The following is a 17,519-nucleotide window of genomic DNA, read 5'->3' as shown; positions in this document are numbered from 1 at the left end:
AAATGTTACTTAGTAGAGTCGCTGAATCACTTTATTGGATTAACAGATATCTCGAACGTGCAGAGAATATTTCTAGATTTGTTGAGGTAAGTGAGTCAATGGCGCTAGATTGTCCTCCTGGAAGTGCTGAACCTTGGCTACCTCTTGTCGACGCAAGTGGAGATAGAAATAAGTTTGATGAAAGTTATCTAAATAAAACTCCTAGCGATGTAACTAATTTTCTTATTAAAGACAGAGAGAATCCTAATAGTATTTTCAGTTGTGTTTGTATGGCAAGAGAAAATGCTCGTCAAATAAGAGATGTTATTACTTCTGAGATGTGGGAACAAATTAATAGTTTATATTGGAGTATTCAAGAAGGGGAGGTTATTTGGCATCAACCTGCTCAAGAACAATTATTTGAAATTAGAAGAGGTTGTCAACTATTTTATGGAGTTACTGATGCTACTTTTAGTCATGATATTGCATGGGATTTTAGTAAATTAGGAAGGTTAATTGAGAGAGCTGATAAAACTTCTAGAATATTAGATGTAAAATATTTTTTACTTTTACCAAATCTAAAAGAACTTGGAGGCGCCTTGGATGAGCTTCAGTGGATTTCCTTATTACGATCAGCGGGAGCTTATCAGATGTTTAGGATTTCTCAGCAAGGATCAATAACGCCAAATGCAATAGCTAGTTTTTTGTTGTTGGACCCTATTTTTCCAAGATCAGTTAGATTTTGCCTTGAAGGTATTAAAGAATCTTTGGGAAAGATTCAAAATTCGCCTATTTCTCAAAAGCCAAATGATCTTGAATGTTTAATCGGCTTGTTACTTTCAAAATGGAGCTTTGTAAGAATAGATCACTTGATTAAAGATGGTTTGCATGAGGCTATTGATAGTCTTCAAATTGATTTAAATAAGTTGCATGATCTTATACATGGAATTTATTTTACAAATGATAAAAGATTTGATATTGAATCTTTATAAGAATGAAAAAGAAAATAACCCATACATTGGTTTATACGTATGAAATTCCTGTATCACTTGATGAGCATTTAATTTGTCTTAAACCAAGATCTAATGGGTTTCAGAAATTATGTAATTACGAGCTTGAAATCTTCCCATCTTCACATTCTATTTTCCCTATGCTCTCAGAAAATGGAGATGATATTTTTAAAGTGGTTTTTTCTGGGTCTACAAATTCTCTTACAATAAAATCTAAAAGTGAAATAGAAACAAAGGTTCACCCAGACTTATTTCAGTTGGAAAATAACTATGACTTAAGTTTACCTTTGAAGATTGAATCCAATAATACATTGATTGGATTTATTAAAGGATGGTTCCCTAATGGTCAGCATGATCCTGCCGCTATTAAAATTGCCCAAGAAGCTTTGGCAGGAATAAATAATAATGTATTGGATTTTTTATATCAATTAATTGAATTAATTAAAGATAGAGTTAAGTATACTCCCAGGCATCTTGGACCAGCATGGACTTCTGGAAGGACTCTGAGCGAGAGGGTTGGTTCTTGTAGAGATTTAGCAATATTGTTAATGGAAACTTGTAGATGCGTAGGCATACCAAGCCGTTTCGTTAGTGGATATCAATTTATGGATCAACCTCCTAATAAATATGAACTTCATGCATGGACAGAGGTTTTTATACCTGGTTTGGGATGGAGAGGTTTTGACCCAAGTGGTTGCGGACTTATTAATCAAAATTATGTTGCTTTGGCTTCTTCTTCAATGTCTGAACTAGTAGCACCAGTGAGAGGGACTTTTGTTGGACCTTCTAAATTAAAAAGTGAACTAAATTGGAATATCGAAATTACTTAATTTATAAAACTAAAGTAACTATTTAATCTATTTTTACTAGTAAAAATAGATTAAATAGTTACTTTGTTCCTTGTTCGAAAAGGATCCTTTTCTCTTAAATTTATTGTTATTAGTAAAGAAATGATTATAGTTAGCCCAGTCATGTCTGAGGGAAAATGACTAAAAGTCAGTTTAATATAAAAATTTCAAAAGACTTATTGATTAGAGTTAAGCGTCAAGCAATGATGTCAGGCAAAAGTCTAACTGAACATGTTACTGAGTTAGTTACTAATTCCCTAAATGATAATGGTTCCCAAAATACAAATTCGTCTTCAGTTGATAAGATTAGGGATTTAGAAAAAAGGGTATTGTCTCTAGAATCAATAGTTAGGAATCGGGAATACTTAAGTCAAAAGTTAAAACCATTTACTAATTCAGAAGCCATTAATTGTACAAATTTTATGAGAGGTGTTTTTGATAAAGAATTAGAAAAAAGAAATTTTGACAATAAATCCGAGGCATTTGATGATTTTCTTAAATCAGTACAAGTTTATGAAAATCTAAACCAGTCGTTTTCTGATCGATTGAAAGAAATAATGATTAGCGATAAACCATCTCCTTGGACCGGTAAAGAACTTAATGAATTAACTGGTGATGATAAATGTAATTGCTCAATAAGAAAAGGCTTAATCAATTGGACTGGAATAACAGCATGCCCTTCACAACAAGAAATATGTGATAGAGGGGAAGAATTAATTTCTTATCTTTGAGAGGATATCAAACAGCTTTTATAAGCATTTCGCTTGTCTCCCACAATCTTTTTCTTGAAGTCTGATTTAATGCTTTTGGTGCATTTCTACATATTTTTGGAAAACCTCTGAAGTTAAATCTAGGCCCATATTGTTCTCCTCCTTTAGCAGTAGGTAATGTAGCGGCTGATATTTGAGGCAATGCACCCATTTTCGCGCTTTGAAACATTGGATCCATCAACTTATAAGCAAGTCCTTCTTGCCATGATTTATTAGCCTCAACCGACTTTGGTTGTAAATTTGTTCGTGCAAATCCTGGATGAGCAAGTAGTGAAGATGTTTGTGAATTTCTTTTTTTAAGTTTTGAATTGAGCTCCAATCCAAACATTACGTTTGCAAGCTTGCTCTGTGCATATGAAGCCCAACGATCGTATTTAAGATTCCCTTGAAGATCGTCCCATTGAATTTTTCCAAAATATTGAACTCCCGAGGTTACCGTGACTACCCTAGAATTATTATTTTTTTCAAGCATGGGTAGTAATTCCAACGTTAAACTCATATGAGCAAGATGATTAACCGCAAACTGTATTTCTAAACCTTGCTTACTCACAGTCTTAGGTGGAGCCATTATTCCAGCATTATTGATTAGCACATCTAAATAATCAAATTTATTGTTGATATATTCGGCAAATTTCTTAACGTTTTTTAAATCGGATAAATCTAATTCAACTAGTTCAATCTTTCCTGAGAAATTATATTTTAAAAGTGCTTGTTTTGATTTCTCTCCTTTATTTAAGTCTCTGCAACACATGATTACTGTTGCACCCCTTTCTAGAAGGAATCTTGAAGTTTCATAACCAAGACCGCTATTTGCGCCAGTGATTATGAATACTTTTTCGTCTTGCCTTTTGATTTCACTTAATCTAACCATAGTCTTTAAATATTTACATTATACTATAATTACCATTTTATTTAATTGTGGTAAATGAGGCTTATTTTGTTTTTATTGATTTAATATAACATAATAAGAAGTTATTTCTTATTATGCCTATAAAATGATGTCTTAAATTTGTAAAATCCTGAACTTGCATAATTCCAATATTTAAGATCTTCTTCTCTATATATATAATTAATAATTATTTTATTTTGGTTGGCATGATTATTTATCAAATCTAGATTATGTCCAACTCCTGGGTAAATAACATCAATACACCTATAACCGCGCAAAGAGCTTGCCATATAGTTTGATTTTAATATTTCTGAGTTTGGGATTAAGTTATTTATATTTTTTATTATGTCTAATTTGAATTGATGTACTTTCTCACTTAGTTCAAATCCATTATTTATAATTCCATTACTCAATATATAAACTTTTGAGTATGAATTAAATAACTTAGATCTGTTCATAATATTCATATCGTTGTCGAACATTAGAAGGATATTACTATTAGGGAAATTTCTTTGAATAGGAAGTTTATTAGAATGATGTTGATTATTTTTTATTATATTTATTTTATTCGATAAGCTAATTGGATTTTTTCTGAATCGATTAACTGTGTACTTATTGATGTTTTCTATAGATGCTAAGTAGGGCTTCTTATTTGTATGCATACCAGCTACCCATCTCCAGCTAAGGGTGTTTGATGCAGCATCCCCGTCAAATAGATGTTTCAGAAAAAGCCTTGCCCCTAGTTGCCATGGAAGCCCTAAAGTGAAAATCCAGATACTCGCAAACCACATCCTTGAGTGATTATGTAAATAGTTATTTTCTCTAAGTTCCTCTATCCATGTGTCAAAGCAATCTAAACCTGTCTTACCATTTACCGCAGAACTAATTAAGTTTGAATTACATGAGCTCTCTTTAAAATTTATATACTCAACCCATATTGATTTGTAATTTTCAAGGTAACCCTTCCAATAACTTCTCCAGAGAATTTCATCAGTATACTTTTTTTTCTTGTCAAACTTTTTTAATTTTTCAATGATATCGTATTCGTAAAGTATTCTATGAGATGTATATTTAGAAATCTGAGAAACATTAGTTCTATTTTCTACTCCGTAATCATAATTCCTTTGCTGATGATATGAACCAAGGTGATTGATAATAAAATTATCTAATAAATAATTGGCTTCTTTAAAAATATTCATCTGAGTATTAATATTGATTATTAGCTTATTATTGGAGTTTCTTTAATGCTTTTATGGCCTCTTTTATATGAGCTGGACCATTTAAAAGATCCTCAAAAATATGAATGATTATTCCATCGGAGTTGATTATATATGTTACTCTTCCTTCAATTAATCCTAACTTCTTGGGTACACCAAATTTTTTTCTAAGAATATTATTTTGGTCGCAAAGTAATGGATACTGAAGCTTATTTTTATTTGCAAATCCAAGATGACTTTGACTACTACCATTGCTTATTCCCCATACCTCAGCCCCTAGAATTTTGAAAAGATCATATTTATCTCGGAAACCACAAGCTTCTATAGTGCAACCAGGAGTATCGTCTTTTGGGTAAAAAAACAAAACTAGGGACTTACTCACTTTATTAGATGTTCTTATGTTTCCATTTTGATCTTTTAAGGAAAAAGATGGAATCTGATCACCAATTTTCAGCTTCACTATGTAAAAACCAAAATCAAATTATAGTTAATTCTTTTTTTTTCGAGAGCTTTCCTTTGGCGTAAAAACATCACCTAGACAAATATAATTGAAATTGACCAACTCTTAACATGTTAGTTGAAATTATTATGTTAGTTTAGATAAGAAATCATTAGCATTTTTTCTGTGATTCATTTTCTTATTAGGATCCATTTTTTCTAGAGTTCTTAAAATCATAGATAATCGATATTGGTCTTTGAACTTATTTTTATAGTCATCTATAAATGTCCAAAAAAGACTGTCCCAAGTCAAGCACCAATCTTCAGATTTATAGTTAGACATTTTTCGAATATAATTAGAACCAGAAATATATGGTTTAGTTGTAAATAGTCCTCCATTTGAAAATTGACTCATTCCATAAACATTTGGAACCATAACCCAATCATATGAATCTATAAATAATTCCATAAACCACTTGTAGACTTGATTTGGATGGAATCTGCATAAAAGCATTAAATTTCCAATTATCATTAGTCTTTCTATATGGTGTGTATATCCGGTTTCTAAAATATTTTGTATTGAGTCATCTAAAGGCCTTATTCCTGTTTGACCAGTGTAAAAACTAGATGGTATTGGCTTATCTTCGAAATTCCAGAAATTCCCATTTCTGAGCTCTAAACTATTTCGTTTATAAATTAATAAGATAAATTCACGCCAGCCAATAATTTGTCTAACAAATCCTTCATAAGAATTAATCCCAATATTATTGGATTGGTAAAAGTCCCAAGATTTATCTATTATTTGTCTTGGAGTAAGTAATCCAGAATTAATTAAGGGAGAAAGAATACTATGCCAAAGTGTTCTATGATTTGAATGTATTGCATCTTCGTAATCTCCAAATAAATTAAATCTTTCAATTAAAAAATTATCCAACCATTCTTCTGCATCTTTGTGAGTTATGGGATAATTAAAATTTTCATGGTTTCCATAATATTCCCCATAGTTAATAGAAACATCTTTGTTAGCTTTAGCTACAAATTTGTTTGTTTTTAAATTTGGTATTTTTGGGACTTTGATTGAACTTGGTAATTTTTTTCTATTTAGTTTGTCATAACTCCAATCTCCTCCGGTTGGAGAACCATTTTTTTCAATAAGAATATCTAGATTTTTTCTTTGATTTCTATAGAATTTCTGCATACCATAAATTTTCTTTTGATTAATTATTTCCTCAGATATACTTTTGCATGTTAAAAACATTTCACTTGTTATAATCTCTAGCTTTACATTATTTTTTAAAGAGAAATCTTTAACTCTTTTTTCTAGTGACCAATCAAAAGGTTCATAAGTAATGAAATGATTAAAACCTTTTTTTAGTAAATCATTAAGGTAATCTTCTGTTCTATTTTCCCATCTATGTTTTATATAAATTACACTATGACCTTTTCTTTTAAGCTCTTCTTCGTAATAATCCATAGTTGCTTTATGGAAAATGATTTTTTGACAATGAAATTTTTGTTTCCATTGAGAATCGCTACCGAAAAATAAGTTATCTTGGATTAAAGCAATATTTTTAATATCAGAAAATTGATTTTCTAATTTGAATAATTGGTTTGGAAAAATCAAGAATATTTTTCTCACTTTTTTTGATAATGAATTTGTTACTTCTTTTAGAATATTTAAGAAGTTAGATAATTAAAATAACTGGAATCTTTGTTAAGTGGGAGAATTATTCATTATGATTTTTTGATTTCTTCTTCTTCTTCTACATCTTTCTGAGCAATAAATGACATTTTCCCAGTTTTTAGTCCATTTTTTTCTCCATTGAAAATCTCTTAGACAAGTTGGACATTTTTTTGACAATTTAATTTTCACTTTTGGTTCGCTGACTTGAACCTGGTCTTTTGTTTAGGAAAGCCATGCTTTGATTTTCTTCCGCTAACTCTTTTTCTCCATATTTTGAAAGAAGATATTTTTAAATTCGATCGCATTAACTGAATAACTTCTTTCTCCTTTAGGTTGAATTGAAAATCGATCGCTTCAAAAGGGGTCCTATCCTCCCATGCCATTTCAATGATGCGATCAACTTCGGCTATATCAAAATGTTTAGTTATGATTTTCAATAACAATTAAGAAAATCCTACAAGGAATATTTTTAATCCATGTGTACGCATATCTCTAATGTTTTTGTTGAATTTATAAAATCCCTTTTAATCAATTTGTTTTGGATGTTTGAAATGAATTATTTGTTCTCGCACTAAGGATTGATTTTTGTTATGACAGTTCATGTTGATAGGAATTGAAGTCGAAGTTCGTTTCCCTGTCAACACTGGGAGAGTGCTTGCGCTTTCCCAGTAATCAAAAAAACTTTGTTTATAGTTAAGCATATCTTATCTGTTGTCTCGTTTTAAAACAGTGAGCTTATCTTACAGATTTTAATTGTATAGATTGTTACCATTTTCATTGTTAAGTTTTACTTATGTACGAGTATAAAATGATATTAGATTATTAATCATTGCCCGTTTCTTTGGGTTTTAGATAGTTAAAAAGTCGACTAACTTGTAGTCTGTAAAATATATATTCCCCCCTGTTTTTATATGCAGACCTATGGAAATCCAGATGTCACTTATGGGTGGTGGGCTGGTAATTCAAGGGTTACTAACCGCGCTGGAAAATTTATTGCAGCTCATGCAGGTCATACGGGCCTAATCTCATTTGCAGCGGGAGCCAGCACTCTTTGGGAGTTGGCTAGGTTTGATCCTTCAATAGCCATGGGGCATCAAAGTTCTATCTTTCTTGCTCATCTTGCATCGATTGGAATTGGATTTGACGATGCAGGTGTTTGGACTGGAGCGAATGTTGCTTCAGTAGCAATTGTCCATATTATTGCTTCGCTTGTTTATGCAGGAGGAGCTCTTTCTCATTCTCTTCTCTTTGATGGCGATTTAGCTGATGGCCCAGGACCTACTACTCAAAAATTCAAGCTTGAATGGGACAATCCCGATAATTTGACATTTATTTTGGGACACCATTTGATTTTCTTTGGGGTTGCTTGTATTGCATTCGTTGAATGGGCCAGAGTTCATGGAATTTACGATCCTGCAATAGGAGCTGTTCGACAGGTCGAGTACAACCTAAATCTAACCAATATTTGGAATCATCAATTTGATTTCTTGGCTATTGATAATCTCGAAGACGTCCTTGGTGGACATGCATTCTTAGCATTTGTTGAAATTACAGGTGGTGCTTTCCATATCGCTACGAAGCAGGTAGGCGAATACACAGAATTCAAAGGCAAGAGTATCCTCTCTGCCGAGGCTGTTTTATCTTTCTCATTGGCGGGTATTGGTTGGATGGCAATTGTTGCAGCTTTTTGGTGCGCAACAAACACAACTGTTTATCCCGAGGCTTGGTATGGAGAGCCCTTGGCTCTGAAGTTTGGTATTTCTCCTTATTGGATCGATACTGTTGATGTGAGTGATAGCACTGCATTTGCAGGTCACACCACACGAGCTGCATTGACAAATGTCCATTATTATTTTGGGTTCTTCTTCCTACAAGGTCATTTATGGCATGCAATCCGTGCATTAGGCTTTGACTTTAGGAGAGTTACAAATGCTGTAGCCGGTTTGGATAGAGCGCAAATCACTCTAAATGACTAACTAAATTTAACTCTTTTGAGACTCCAAAAAGCCCCATAAATCTTTTATGGGGCTTTTTTTTATGCATTAAAAAATAGTCTGATCTTGCACGAGGATTTTTAAAATTTGATTTGCGAGCTTCTTTAGTAAGGAAAATAAATCAATAATCGCAGCTCTTCTATTGATTAGCTGTGGCAATAAATAAAGACCTTTTACGATTTCAAGCAAATTTATTGCACTAAATGTAAGGTAGGTCGAATTTCGACTTCAATTTCCTCAATTATGCAGTCCTACGGAAACCCAGACGTCACCTACGGGTGGTGGGTTGGTAATTCTGTCGTAACAAATAAGTCAAGCCGATTTATTGGCTCGCATGTTGCTCATACAGGATTGATTTGTTTCGCAGCTGGTGCTAACACACTTTGGGAGCTAGCTAGATACAACCCAGATATTCCAATGGGACATCAAGGAATGGTGAGCATCCCACATCTTGCTTCTATTGGTATTGGATTTGATCCAACTGGAACAGTATTCGACGGAACATCAATTGCTTTTATCGGCGTATTCCATCTGATTTGTTCAATGGTTTATGCGGGTGCAGGTCTATTGCACTCTTTGATTTTTAGCGAAGATACCCAAAATAGTTCAGGTTTGTTTGCTGATGATCGTCCTGAACATCGTCAGGCAGCAAGATACAAGCTTGAATGGGATAATCCAGATAATCAGACTTTTATTCTTGGTCACCATTTAATTTTCTTTGGTGTTGCATGTATTTGGTTTGTTGAGTGGGCTCGAATTCATGGGATTTACGATCCTGCAATAGGAGCTGTTCGACAAGTCGAGTACAACTTAAACTTGACCAACATTTGGAACCATCAGTTTGATTTCTTGGCTATTGATAGTCTTGAGGATGTTATGGGTGGTCATGCATTCTTAGCATTTGTTGAAATTACAGGTGGTGCTTTCCATATCGCTACGAAGCAGGTAGGAGAATACACAGAATTCAAAGGAAAGAATATTCTTTCTGCTGAAGCAGTTCTTTCATGGTCTCTTGCTGGTATTGGTTGGATGGCAATTATTGCCGCTTTCTGGTGTGCAACCAATACAACTGTTTACCCAGAGGCTTGGTACGGAGAAACATTAGCTCTTAAGTTTGGAATCTCTCCATATTGGATTGATACTGCTGATATGACTGGTGTAGTTAGTGGACATACTTCAAGAGCTTGGCTTGCGAATGTTCATTACTATCTTGGTTTCTTCTTTATTCAGGGACATCTATGGCATGCAATACGTGCTTTAGGCTTTGATTTTAAAAAAGTTACTGATGCAATTAGTAATCTTGATGGGGCAAGAGTTACTCTCTCTGATTGATTATCTGATTCTTTCAGCATTAAAAAAGAGTCTCGTCATTTGACGAGACTCTTTTTTTTTGTGAAAAATTAAAAAACTTTTAACTTTCTTTACTTTCTTTAGTTTTTGTAGTTTTCAGGCTTAGCCCAAGGATCGATCCTTTTTGAATCATCAGAATAGTAGAAGAATTGAGAAGCTCCAAAAACTGCTCCAAGTCCACAAAGAGCTGCGGCGATATTAAATCCACCGGATGGTTTGATTAAACCAATATCTGATGGGTGTGGAAGCTGAGTGGCAAAATCAAGAAGGTGAGAAAAATCAATCATTGAGTAAGAAAATTGTTTTTATAGTTAACCCAGGTGGCCACTATGCCAAACCCGTGTTTGAAGATATTACATTAATTTGAGAACTAACATTGAAAAACAAAATTTTCTTAGTCATTTAAAACCCTTTTGCTCGAGATTTCTTCTTAGAAGGAGAAATCTCATCAACTTTTTCTTTGGATGAGGAATTTTTCTGAAAAAGATAAAAAATCACTGCTAAAAGAGAAATTCCAAGCAGAACAAACCAAATTATTGTTGCGATATAGGGAAGTCCATGAAGGTCTTGTAATTCAAGTTGTAAAGCAGATTTCATTTTTGATATTTAAATTTTTCTTGAGTATTTCCATGAAAACCTAGTTTAGTTGGGGTTTAAGCCAATTTGAAGAAAAAAAACTTTACTACTTGTTTATACGCCTTATGACTATTGGTAGTTTTTGAATTCAGCTGCCTGTAAGGTGTGCTCACCGTATTACGCCAAAAATCTTAAATCATGCAGACCTACGGAAACCCGGATGTCACCTATGGTTGGTGGGCTGGAAATGCTGGGGTTACAAACAAATCAGGTAAATTCATTGCTGCTCACATTGCTCATACTGGGCTAATTGCCTTTGCAGCAGGTGGAAGTACTCTTTGGGAACTAGCGAGATACAACCCTGAGATCCCAATGGGACATCAGAGTTCGATCTTTCTTGCTCATTTAGCTTCAATTGGTATCGGCTTTGATGAGGCTGGTGCTTGGACAGGTGCAGGAGTCGCCTCTATTGCCATCGTACATTTGGTTCTTTCCATGGTTTATGGAGCCGGAGGTTTATTGCATTCAGTGCTATTCGTTGGCGATATGCAAGATTCAGAGGTTCCTCAAGCTAGAAAGTTCAAACTTGAGTGGGACAACCCAGATAATCAGACTTTCATACTTGGCCACCATTTGCTTTTCTTTGGTGTTGCATGTATTTGGTTTGTTGAATGGGCCAGAATCCACGGAATTTATGACCCTGCAATAGGTGCTGTTCGACAAGTCGAATACAACCTTAACTTGACAAATATTTGGAACCATCAGTTTGATTTCTTGGCTATAGATAGTCTTGAAGATGTCTTAGGTGGTCATGCATTCTTAGCATTTATTGAGATCACAGGTGGAGCTTTCCACATCGCTACTAAACAAGTTGGTGAATACACCAAATTCAAAGGAGCTGGTTTACTTTCAGCAGAATCAATTCTTTCTTTCTCTCTAGCAGGCATTGGCTGGATGGCTGTAGTTGCAGCTTTCTGGTGTGCACAAAATACAACTGTTTACCCTGAAGCTTGGTATGGAGAAGCATTGATCTTGAAATTTGGTATCGCTCCTTATTGGATTGATAGTGTTGATCTATCAGGAGGTCCAGCTTTCTTTGGCCATACAACTAGAGCGGCTTTGGCAAACGTACATTATTACTTTGGATTCTTCTTCATCCAAGGTCATCTATGGCATGCTTTGAGGGCTATGGGATTTGACTTTAAGAAAGTTCTTAAAGAACCACTTCCTGCTCAACTCTATTGATTTTTTAAAAAAATCTATTTTTAAGAGAGAGGATATTTAATCCTCTCTTTTTTTTTTGCATATTTTTATCTTCTAATTTTACGGTTTTCAAAAAAATTAATTGGCTCATACAAGGTTGAAAAATTTTTGTCAAATATTGGTTAGATCTTGTGTATTTAGCTTATTTGAAAAATTAGTCGAGAATTATTCGTTTCTAAATTAAGCTATAACTAGACTTACGAAGATTGTTACTACTTCTTGGAGATTATTTCTCAGCTTAATAAAAATCGTTTTTATTATTTAAAAGGGCAAAAATAGTCAAACTAAATAACGACCTCTAACTATTTTGCACATATCATTTCAGCAGCGTGTAATCTGCACGCATATTTCGCCTGTATCGCTTAAAAATTATGCAGAGCTATGGAAATCCAGATGTTACCTATGATTGGTGGGCTGGTAATTCTGTGGTCACCAACCGCTCAGGCCGATTTATTTCCTCCCATATTGGGCATACAGGATTAATCGCATTTGCGGCTGGTGGAAGCACTCTTTGGGAACTTGCCCGCTATAACCCTGAGATCCCAATGGGACATCAGAGTTCCTTGTTTTTGGCTCATTTAGCCTCTATAGGCATTGGCTTTGACGAAGCTGGTGTTTGGACAGGAGTAGGTGTAGCTGCAATAGCTATTGTTCATTTAATCTTGTCAATGGTTTATGGAGGAGGAGCTCTTCTGCATGCCGTCTACTTTGATGCTGATCTAGAAGAAAGCGAAGTTCCTCGCGCTAGAAAATTCAAACTTGAATGGGAAAACCCAGATAATCAAACTTTCATACTTGGCCACCATTTATTTTTCTTTGGTGTTGCATGTATATGGTTTGTTGAATGGGCAAGGATACATGGCATTTACGATCCTGCTATAGGAGCAGTTAGACAAGTTAATTACAACTTGGATCTAACAATGATTTGGAATCGTCAATTTGATTTTATTGAAATTGATAGCCTTGAAGATGTAATGGGCGGTCATGCTTTCCTTGCTTTTGCTGAATTAACAGGTGCCACAATTCATATGGTTGCAGGTTCAACTCAGTGGGAAAATAAGCGATTAGGCGAATGGAGTAAGTTTAAAGGTGCTGAATTGCTCTCAGCAGAAGCAGTACTTTCATGGTCTCTTGCAGGTATTGGTTGGATGGCAATTGTTGCTGCTTTCTGGGCTGCTACTAATACAACCGTATATCCAACAGAGTGGTTTGGAGAGCCATTGAAATTACAGTTTTCTGTAGCCCCGTATTGGGTGGATACTGGTGATCTTTCTGATTCAACAGCTTTCTTTGGTCACTCAACCCGAGCTGCTTTAGTAAATGTTCATTACTACTTCGGTTTCTTCTTTTTACAAGGTCATTTTTGGCATGCTCTAAGAGCTTTGGGATTTGACTTCAAGAAAGTTGCCGATGCTATTGGTAACAGTCAAGGAGCAACTGTTAGAGTTGAAGGTGCAGGTTTTAACGGACGAGCACCAAGATAAATTCATTTTAAAATTTTAAAGATACCTCCCTTGTGGGGGGTATTTTTTTTGTCTTTTTTTAGGAAAAAAAGCTCTTTTTTGGTAAAAATTGATATAGACCATAAAGACCTCTAACTATTCTGGTAAAAACAATTCCAAAAAGTGTAATGTAGCCAAAATTTCGACTTCATTTCCTTAATTATGCAGACCTACGGAAACCCAGACGTCACCTACGGGTGGTGGGTTGGCAATTCTGTGGTGACCAATCGCGCAGGTCGATTCATAGGGTCACATATCGGACACACAGGTTTAATTTGCTTTGCGGCTGGAGGAAGTACCCTATGGGAGCTTGCTCGCTACAATCCAGAAATACCAATGGGACACCAAAGTTCCATATTCCTTGCTCATTTAGCTTCTCTTGGAATTGGCTTTGATGAGGCAGGTGTATGGACTGGAGCTGGTGTAGCAACAATTGCTATTTTTCATTTGATTTTTTCAGCTGTATACGGAACGGCTGGATTAGCTCATTCACTCTTATTTGATCCGGACTTAAAAGATGGTCCTATCCCAACCACTAAGAAATTCAAACTTGAATGGGACAACCCAGATAATTTGACATTTATTCTTGGACATCATTTGATTTTCTTTGGTGTAGCTAATATTTGGTTTGTTGAGTGGGCAAGATGGCATGGGATTTACGACCCAGCCATAGGTGAAATCAGAACAATCTTCCCTGGATATGGTGATTTTGGAATGGTTTACGGTCACCAGTTCGACTTCCTAACCATTGACAGCCTTGAAGAAGTAATGAGCGGCCATGCATTCTTGGCATTCGTTCAAATAAGTGGTGGTGCATGGCACATAGCAACAAAACAGCTAGGTGAATACACTGAATTTAAAGGTAAAGGATTGCTATCAGCAGAAGCAGTTCTCTCGTGGTCTCTTGCTGGAATTGGCTGGATGGCAATTGTTGCTGCATTCTGGTGCGCACAAAATACAACTGTTTATCCAATTGATTGGTACGGAGAGCCTTTAGCTTTGAAATTTGGAATTTCTCCTTATTGGGTAGATACAGGAGATGTTTCAGATAGCACTGCGTTTTTAGGCCATACAACTAGAGCAGCCTTGTCAAATGTTCACTATTACTTTGGATTTTTCTTTATTCAAGGTCATATCTGGCATGCTCTTAGAGCTATGGGCTTTGATTTCCGTCGTGTTGTTGGATCAGTAGCTTCTCTAGCAACAACTGAGAGTTAGTTGATTTAATCAAATTTCAATCAAAAAGCCTCATCAAATTTGATGAGGCTTTTTATTGGAAAAATATTTAATTAAAAATTACTCCGTTTTTATATCAATATTTTCGTCATCAATTGAATCTTCATCAGAAGTTTCTACTTCGCTAGTCTGGATATTTTCAGGAAAAGCAGTTACTTCGGGCTCAGCAGTTACTTCGGGCTCAGCAGTTACTTCGGGCTCAGCAGTTACTTCGGGCTCAGCAGTTACTTCGGGCTCAGCAGTTACTTCGGGCTCAGCAGTTACTTCAGGTTCAGCAGTTACTACGGGCTCAGCAGTTACTACGGGCTCAGCAGTTACTACGGGCTCAGCAGTTACTACGGGCTCAGCAGTTACTTCAGGTTCAGCAGTTACTTCGGGCTCAGCAGTTACTTCAGGTTCAGCAGTTACTTCGGGCTCAGCAGTTACCTCAGGAACAGCAGTTACTTCGGGTTCAGAGAGCACGTCAGACTGCGAGACTATTGACTCATCTTTCAGTTGAGTTGGTTCTTGATCTAATTTTGATTGAATGAGCTCATTAACTATCGAAAAAAGCTTTTTAAAATTTGAGAAAAGTTCTTTGAAATTTTCGAATATGTCCTTGAGAGTGCTTTTGATCTCTTGCGCCTTATCCCCTTTATTGAAGAAAAGCAAGGCGGAAACTACTGCTACTGAGATTAATATGAAAATAAATAGTACACCCATTTTTTTTATCAGTTAGATATCATTAAGATCGCTCTTATTTAAGTTGCTAACAAGTCTTTATTTACATTGAACAACGAAGATAGGATTTTCTTTCTTAAATCAAGCTCCTATGAGCATTGAAATTTCTTATGAATACAGCCAAGCTTACTATTTTTTTTGATGGAGGATGTCCTTTGTGTAAAAGAGAGGTTGATTTCTTGCAATCAAGAAATCAAAAGGGGGACCTAAGTTTTATTGATATAAATACTTCTGATTTTTATTTACATCTTAAATATGGAATTACCTATAAACAAGCCATGGAGAGAATCCATGCTTTGAGAAGTGATGGTTCAGTAATTAAGGATATTAAGGTTTTTCAAGAGGCTTATACTTTGATTGGATTAGGTTGGATTTATGCCCCAACAAAAATCCCCATTTTTGATAAATTTATTGAGTTTATTTATAGGATATGGGCAAAATATAGATTAATACTAACTTTTCGACCTTCTATAGAGAAATTATGTGCTGAAAAGGATTGTGAACTCTCTTAGTTATACAAATAGTTGTTTGATTTAATTAAAATTTTTTCAGCATTAATTACACAAGTTAATAAAATTACTATCCAAATGTTGAACCATTGAATCCCCAATTTGAGGCTTCAACGTCGAAAAATTCAATATAAATCCTATTTTTATTTATATTTGTTTTAGATGCAATTAACTCGCACAAAGACTTGCTCATCGAGGAAGGGTTCAATGAGCCAATTGATTTAAACTTGACAAAACAGCATGGTTCATCGGATCCAGCAAATGTCATCTTTGCATCTCTTTGGATCATCGTCATTACATAATTTTCAGGTTTTCCGGTTAAATCAGCAACCATTTTTGAAATATCTTTTTGTAGCAAATCATCATTTTCTACAACACTTTTTGAGGATGTGTTTATTTGAATGAATGGCATGAGGGAATAAGTATTTGAAAGATATTAATACTCGAATGGGAGATTGATTTTTAAAAATTTAGAAAGTTCCAAGAAGCCCTCTGCCAAAGTCATCGATAGAAATATTTTTCAAATCTTAAAAAAATAGAAAGATCTCGTTAATTCTCCTGTTAGAGCCTCAATATTCTTGATTTTCTAGTAACTTAGATTGGTCATATTGTGAAAAATGAACCAGAATTTTCAAGCCATTCTTCAAAAAACAACAGATGATAATACTTCAAATGACCAGACCTTTTTACTTGGTGGGGCTTTGATATTTTTTAATTTGTTTGTCATGTTATTTGTAGGTTTATATTGGATGAACCCTGTAATGCACGAATTTATCTCTGGAAGACCTCTTTTGTAAGAAGCATTACGTAATTCTTCTTACATTAATTTGTTTTATCAATGTACTTAAAATTGTTTGATAGGAGAGATAATTGCACTAATCAGGTGGATTATCACTTTTACTCATGAATTCTGATCATCTTTTTTCAAAACTAATCAGATACTCACTTAGTTTTTTAATAATATTTTTTTGTGTGAATCCAGTTTTTGCTGGAGCTAATGTGGCAGTTAAGGGAGAGGGTGACGAAGTTCCAAGTTATGTTCGATCTGACATCACTGGATTCGATTTTCACGGTGAAGACTTACACCTTTCCTCCATCGCTGGCGCAATGGCAAGGGATGCTGATTTCAGCAACGTTGATCTTCATGGAACAACATTAACTTTGTCAGACCTCAAAGGTTCTAATCTCAATGGTGTAGACCTAACCGATACTCTTTCGGATAGAGTTAATTTTCAGAAAACAGACCTTAGGAACTCTATTTTAATAAATATGATTGCATCTGGTAGCAGCTTTGCTGGTGCTCAAATTGAGGGAGCTGATTTCTCATTTGCGATTCTTGATAGTGAAGACCAAAGAAACCTCTGTAAAATTGCAGACGGTGTTAATCCCACTACAGGGGTATCTACTAGGGCTAGTCTTGAATGTAAGGGAGATAAACCTTCTCTGCCGGCTGCTTAATATCTAGGAATGGATTGAAAAATATTTGTTATAAAAAATAGAATTAGTTGCTATTTTATTTTTTTTTAGTTTTCTT

General features: G+C 34.8%; 21 protein-coding genes. 11 read left to right on the top strand and 10 right to left on the bottom strand.

Annotated features, from left to right (window positions below):
* The first annotated feature begins 2 nt into the window (after positions 1 to 2).
* From O5640_RS04455 to O5640_RS04445, 3 genes are all read left to right on the top strand, one after another.
* Entirely contained in the window at positions 3 to 971 is a 969-nt protein-coding gene (locus tag O5640_RS04455) for an alpha-E domain-containing protein (protein ID WP_269613457.1), read from the top strand.
* Between the two features lie 2 nt (positions 972 to 973).
* Entirely contained in the window at positions 974 to 1,819 is an 846-nt protein-coding gene (locus O5640_RS04450) for a transglutaminase family protein (protein ID WP_269613456.1), read from the top strand.
* Between the two features lie 155 nt (positions 1,820 to 1,974).
* A complete protein-coding gene (locus tag O5640_RS04445; protein ID WP_269613454.1) occupies positions 1,975 to 2,568 on the top strand; it encodes a hypothetical protein in 594 nt (197 codons plus the stop codon).
* A 7-nt stretch (positions 2,569 to 2,575) separates the two neighbouring features.
* Here O5640_RS04445 and O5640_RS04440 read toward each other — a convergent pair whose 3' ends face one another.
* From O5640_RS04440 to O5640_RS04415, 6 genes are all read right to left on the bottom strand, one after another.
* Entirely contained in the window at positions 2,576 to 3,478 is a 903-nt protein-coding gene (locus O5640_RS04440) for an oxidoreductase (protein WP_269613453.1), read from the bottom strand.
* Between the two features lie 101 nt (positions 3,479 to 3,579).
* Entirely contained in the window at positions 3,580 to 4,695 is a 1,116-nt protein-coding gene (locus O5640_RS04435) for an FAD-binding domain-containing protein (protein ID WP_269613452.1), read from the bottom strand.
* A gap of 28 nt (positions 4,696 to 4,723) precedes the next feature.
* Complete coding sequence (locus O5640_RS04430; RefSeq protein ID WP_420063697.1) at positions 4,724 to 5,173, bottom strand: peroxiredoxin; 450 nt, start codon at positions 5,171 to 5,173, stop codon at positions 4,724 to 4,726.
* Positions 5,174 to 5,299: 126 nt separating this feature from the next.
* The gene (locus O5640_RS04425) at positions 5,300 to 6,790 is read right to left on the bottom strand and encodes a cryptochrome/photolyase family protein (RefSeq protein WP_269613450.1); all 1,491 of its coding nucleotides are present in this window, start codon (positions 6,788 to 6,790) and stop codon (positions 5,300 to 5,302) included.
* Between the two features lie 75 nt (positions 6,791 to 6,865).
* Positions 6,866 to 7,024, bottom strand: coding sequence for a DUF2256 domain-containing protein (locus O5640_RS04420; RefSeq protein WP_269613449.1), 159 nt, complete (start codon positions 7,022 to 7,024; stop codon positions 6,866 to 6,868).
* Positions 7,021 to 7,272 carry a TIGR03643 family protein gene (locus O5640_RS04415; RefSeq protein WP_269617281.1) on the bottom strand — a complete coding sequence of 84 codons (252 nt, stop codon included), beginning with the start codon at positions 7,270 to 7,272 and terminating at the stop codon, positions 7,021 to 7,023. Before O5640_RS04415 ends, O5640_RS04420 begins: the two co-directional genes overlap by 4 nt.
* Positions 7,273 to 7,746: 474 nt before the next feature.
* Here O5640_RS04415 and O5640_RS04410 point away from each other — a divergent pair, with 474 nt between their 5' ends.
* On the top strand, positions 7,747 to 8,811 hold the full coding sequence (locus O5640_RS04410; protein WP_269613447.1) for a chlorophyll a/b binding light-harvesting protein: 1,065 nt from the start codon (positions 7,747 to 7,749) through the stop codon (positions 8,809 to 8,811).
* A 261-nt stretch (positions 8,812 to 9,072) separates the two neighbouring features.
* Positions 9,073 to 10,161: a chlorophyll a/b binding light-harvesting protein gene (locus O5640_RS04405; protein WP_269613446.1), complete on the top strand. Its 1,089-nt coding sequence runs from the start codon at positions 9,073 to 9,075 to the stop codon at positions 10,159 to 10,161.
* Between the two features lie 98 nt (positions 10,162 to 10,259).
* On the opposite strand, the gene O5640_RS04400 is transcribed toward O5640_RS04405, so the two are convergent.
* Together O5640_RS04400 and O5640_RS04395 are read right to left on the bottom strand one after the other, a co-directional pair.
* Entirely contained in the window at positions 10,260 to 10,466 is a 207-nt protein-coding gene (locus tag O5640_RS04400; protein ID WP_269610939.1) for a hypothetical protein, read from the bottom strand.
* A 115-nt stretch (positions 10,467 to 10,581) separates the two neighbouring features.
* Positions 10,582 to 10,776 carry a hypothetical protein gene (locus O5640_RS04395; RefSeq protein ID WP_269613444.1) on the bottom strand — a complete coding sequence of 65 codons (195 nt, stop codon included), beginning with the start codon at positions 10,774 to 10,776 and terminating at the stop codon, positions 10,582 to 10,584.
* A 177-nt stretch (positions 10,777 to 10,953) separates the two neighbouring features.
* Between O5640_RS04395 and O5640_RS04390 the strand changes: the two genes are divergently transcribed.
* From O5640_RS04390 to O5640_RS04380, 3 genes are all read left to right on the top strand, one after another.
* Positions 10,954 to 12,000 carry a chlorophyll a/b binding light-harvesting protein gene (locus O5640_RS04390; RefSeq protein ID WP_269613443.1) on the top strand — a complete coding sequence of 349 codons (1,047 nt, stop codon included), beginning with the start codon at positions 10,954 to 10,956 and terminating at the stop codon, positions 11,998 to 12,000.
* A gap of 389 nt (positions 12,001 to 12,389) precedes the next feature.
* Positions 12,390 to 13,502, top strand: coding sequence for a chlorophyll a/b binding light-harvesting protein (locus O5640_RS04385; protein WP_269613442.1), 1,113 nt, complete (start codon positions 12,390 to 12,392; stop codon positions 13,500 to 13,502).
* Positions 13,503 to 13,682: 180 nt separating this feature from the next.
* Positions 13,683 to 14,738, top strand: coding sequence for a chlorophyll a/b binding light-harvesting protein (locus O5640_RS04380; protein ID WP_269610935.1), 1,056 nt, complete (start codon positions 13,683 to 13,685; stop codon positions 14,736 to 14,738).
* 78 nt (positions 14,739 to 14,816) lie between these two features.
* On the opposite strand, the gene O5640_RS04375 is transcribed toward O5640_RS04380, so the two are convergent.
* On the bottom strand, positions 14,817 to 15,458 hold the full coding sequence (locus tag O5640_RS04375) for a hypothetical protein (RefSeq protein WP_269613441.1): 642 nt from the start codon (positions 15,456 to 15,458) through the stop codon (positions 14,817 to 14,819).
* A 128-nt stretch (positions 15,459 to 15,586) separates the two neighbouring features.
* Here O5640_RS04375 and O5640_RS04370 point away from each other — a divergent pair, with 128 nt between their 5' ends.
* Positions 15,587 to 15,988 carry a thiol-disulfide oxidoreductase DCC family protein gene (locus O5640_RS04370; RefSeq protein WP_269613440.1) on the top strand — a complete coding sequence of 134 codons (402 nt, stop codon included), beginning with the start codon at positions 15,587 to 15,589 and terminating at the stop codon, positions 15,986 to 15,988.
* A 67-nt stretch (positions 15,989 to 16,055) separates the two neighbouring features.
* Here the strand turns inward: O5640_RS04370 and O5640_RS04365 are convergent, their stop codons facing one another.
* Positions 16,056 to 16,397: a phenylpyruvate tautomerase MIF-related protein gene (locus tag O5640_RS04365; RefSeq protein ID WP_269613439.1), complete on the bottom strand. Its 342-nt coding sequence runs from the start codon at positions 16,395 to 16,397 to the stop codon at positions 16,056 to 16,058.
* A 205-nt stretch (positions 16,398 to 16,602) separates the two neighbouring features.
* On the opposite strand from O5640_RS04365, the gene O5640_RS04360 reads away from it, so the two are divergent.
* Positions 16,603 to 16,782: a hypothetical protein gene (locus tag O5640_RS04360; protein ID WP_269613437.1), complete on the top strand. Its 180-nt coding sequence runs from the start codon at positions 16,603 to 16,605 to the stop codon at positions 16,780 to 16,782.
* 106 nt (positions 16,783 to 16,888) lie between these two features.
* Positions 16,889 to 17,443 (top strand): pentapeptide repeat-containing protein, encoded by a 555-nt coding sequence (locus O5640_RS04355; RefSeq protein ID WP_269613436.1) that lies wholly within the window; start codon positions 16,889 to 16,891, stop codon positions 17,441 to 17,443.
* Positions 17,444 to 17,519 lie beyond the last annotated feature (76 nt).

The sequence above is a fragment of the Prochlorococcus marinus str. MIT 0912 genome, assembly GCF_027359595.1.
Lineage (GTDB): Bacteria > Cyanobacteriota > Cyanobacteriia > PCC-6307 > Cyanobiaceae > Prochlorococcus_B > Prochlorococcus_B marinus_C.
This window is presented reverse-complemented; position numbering and strand designations above follow the sequence as displayed.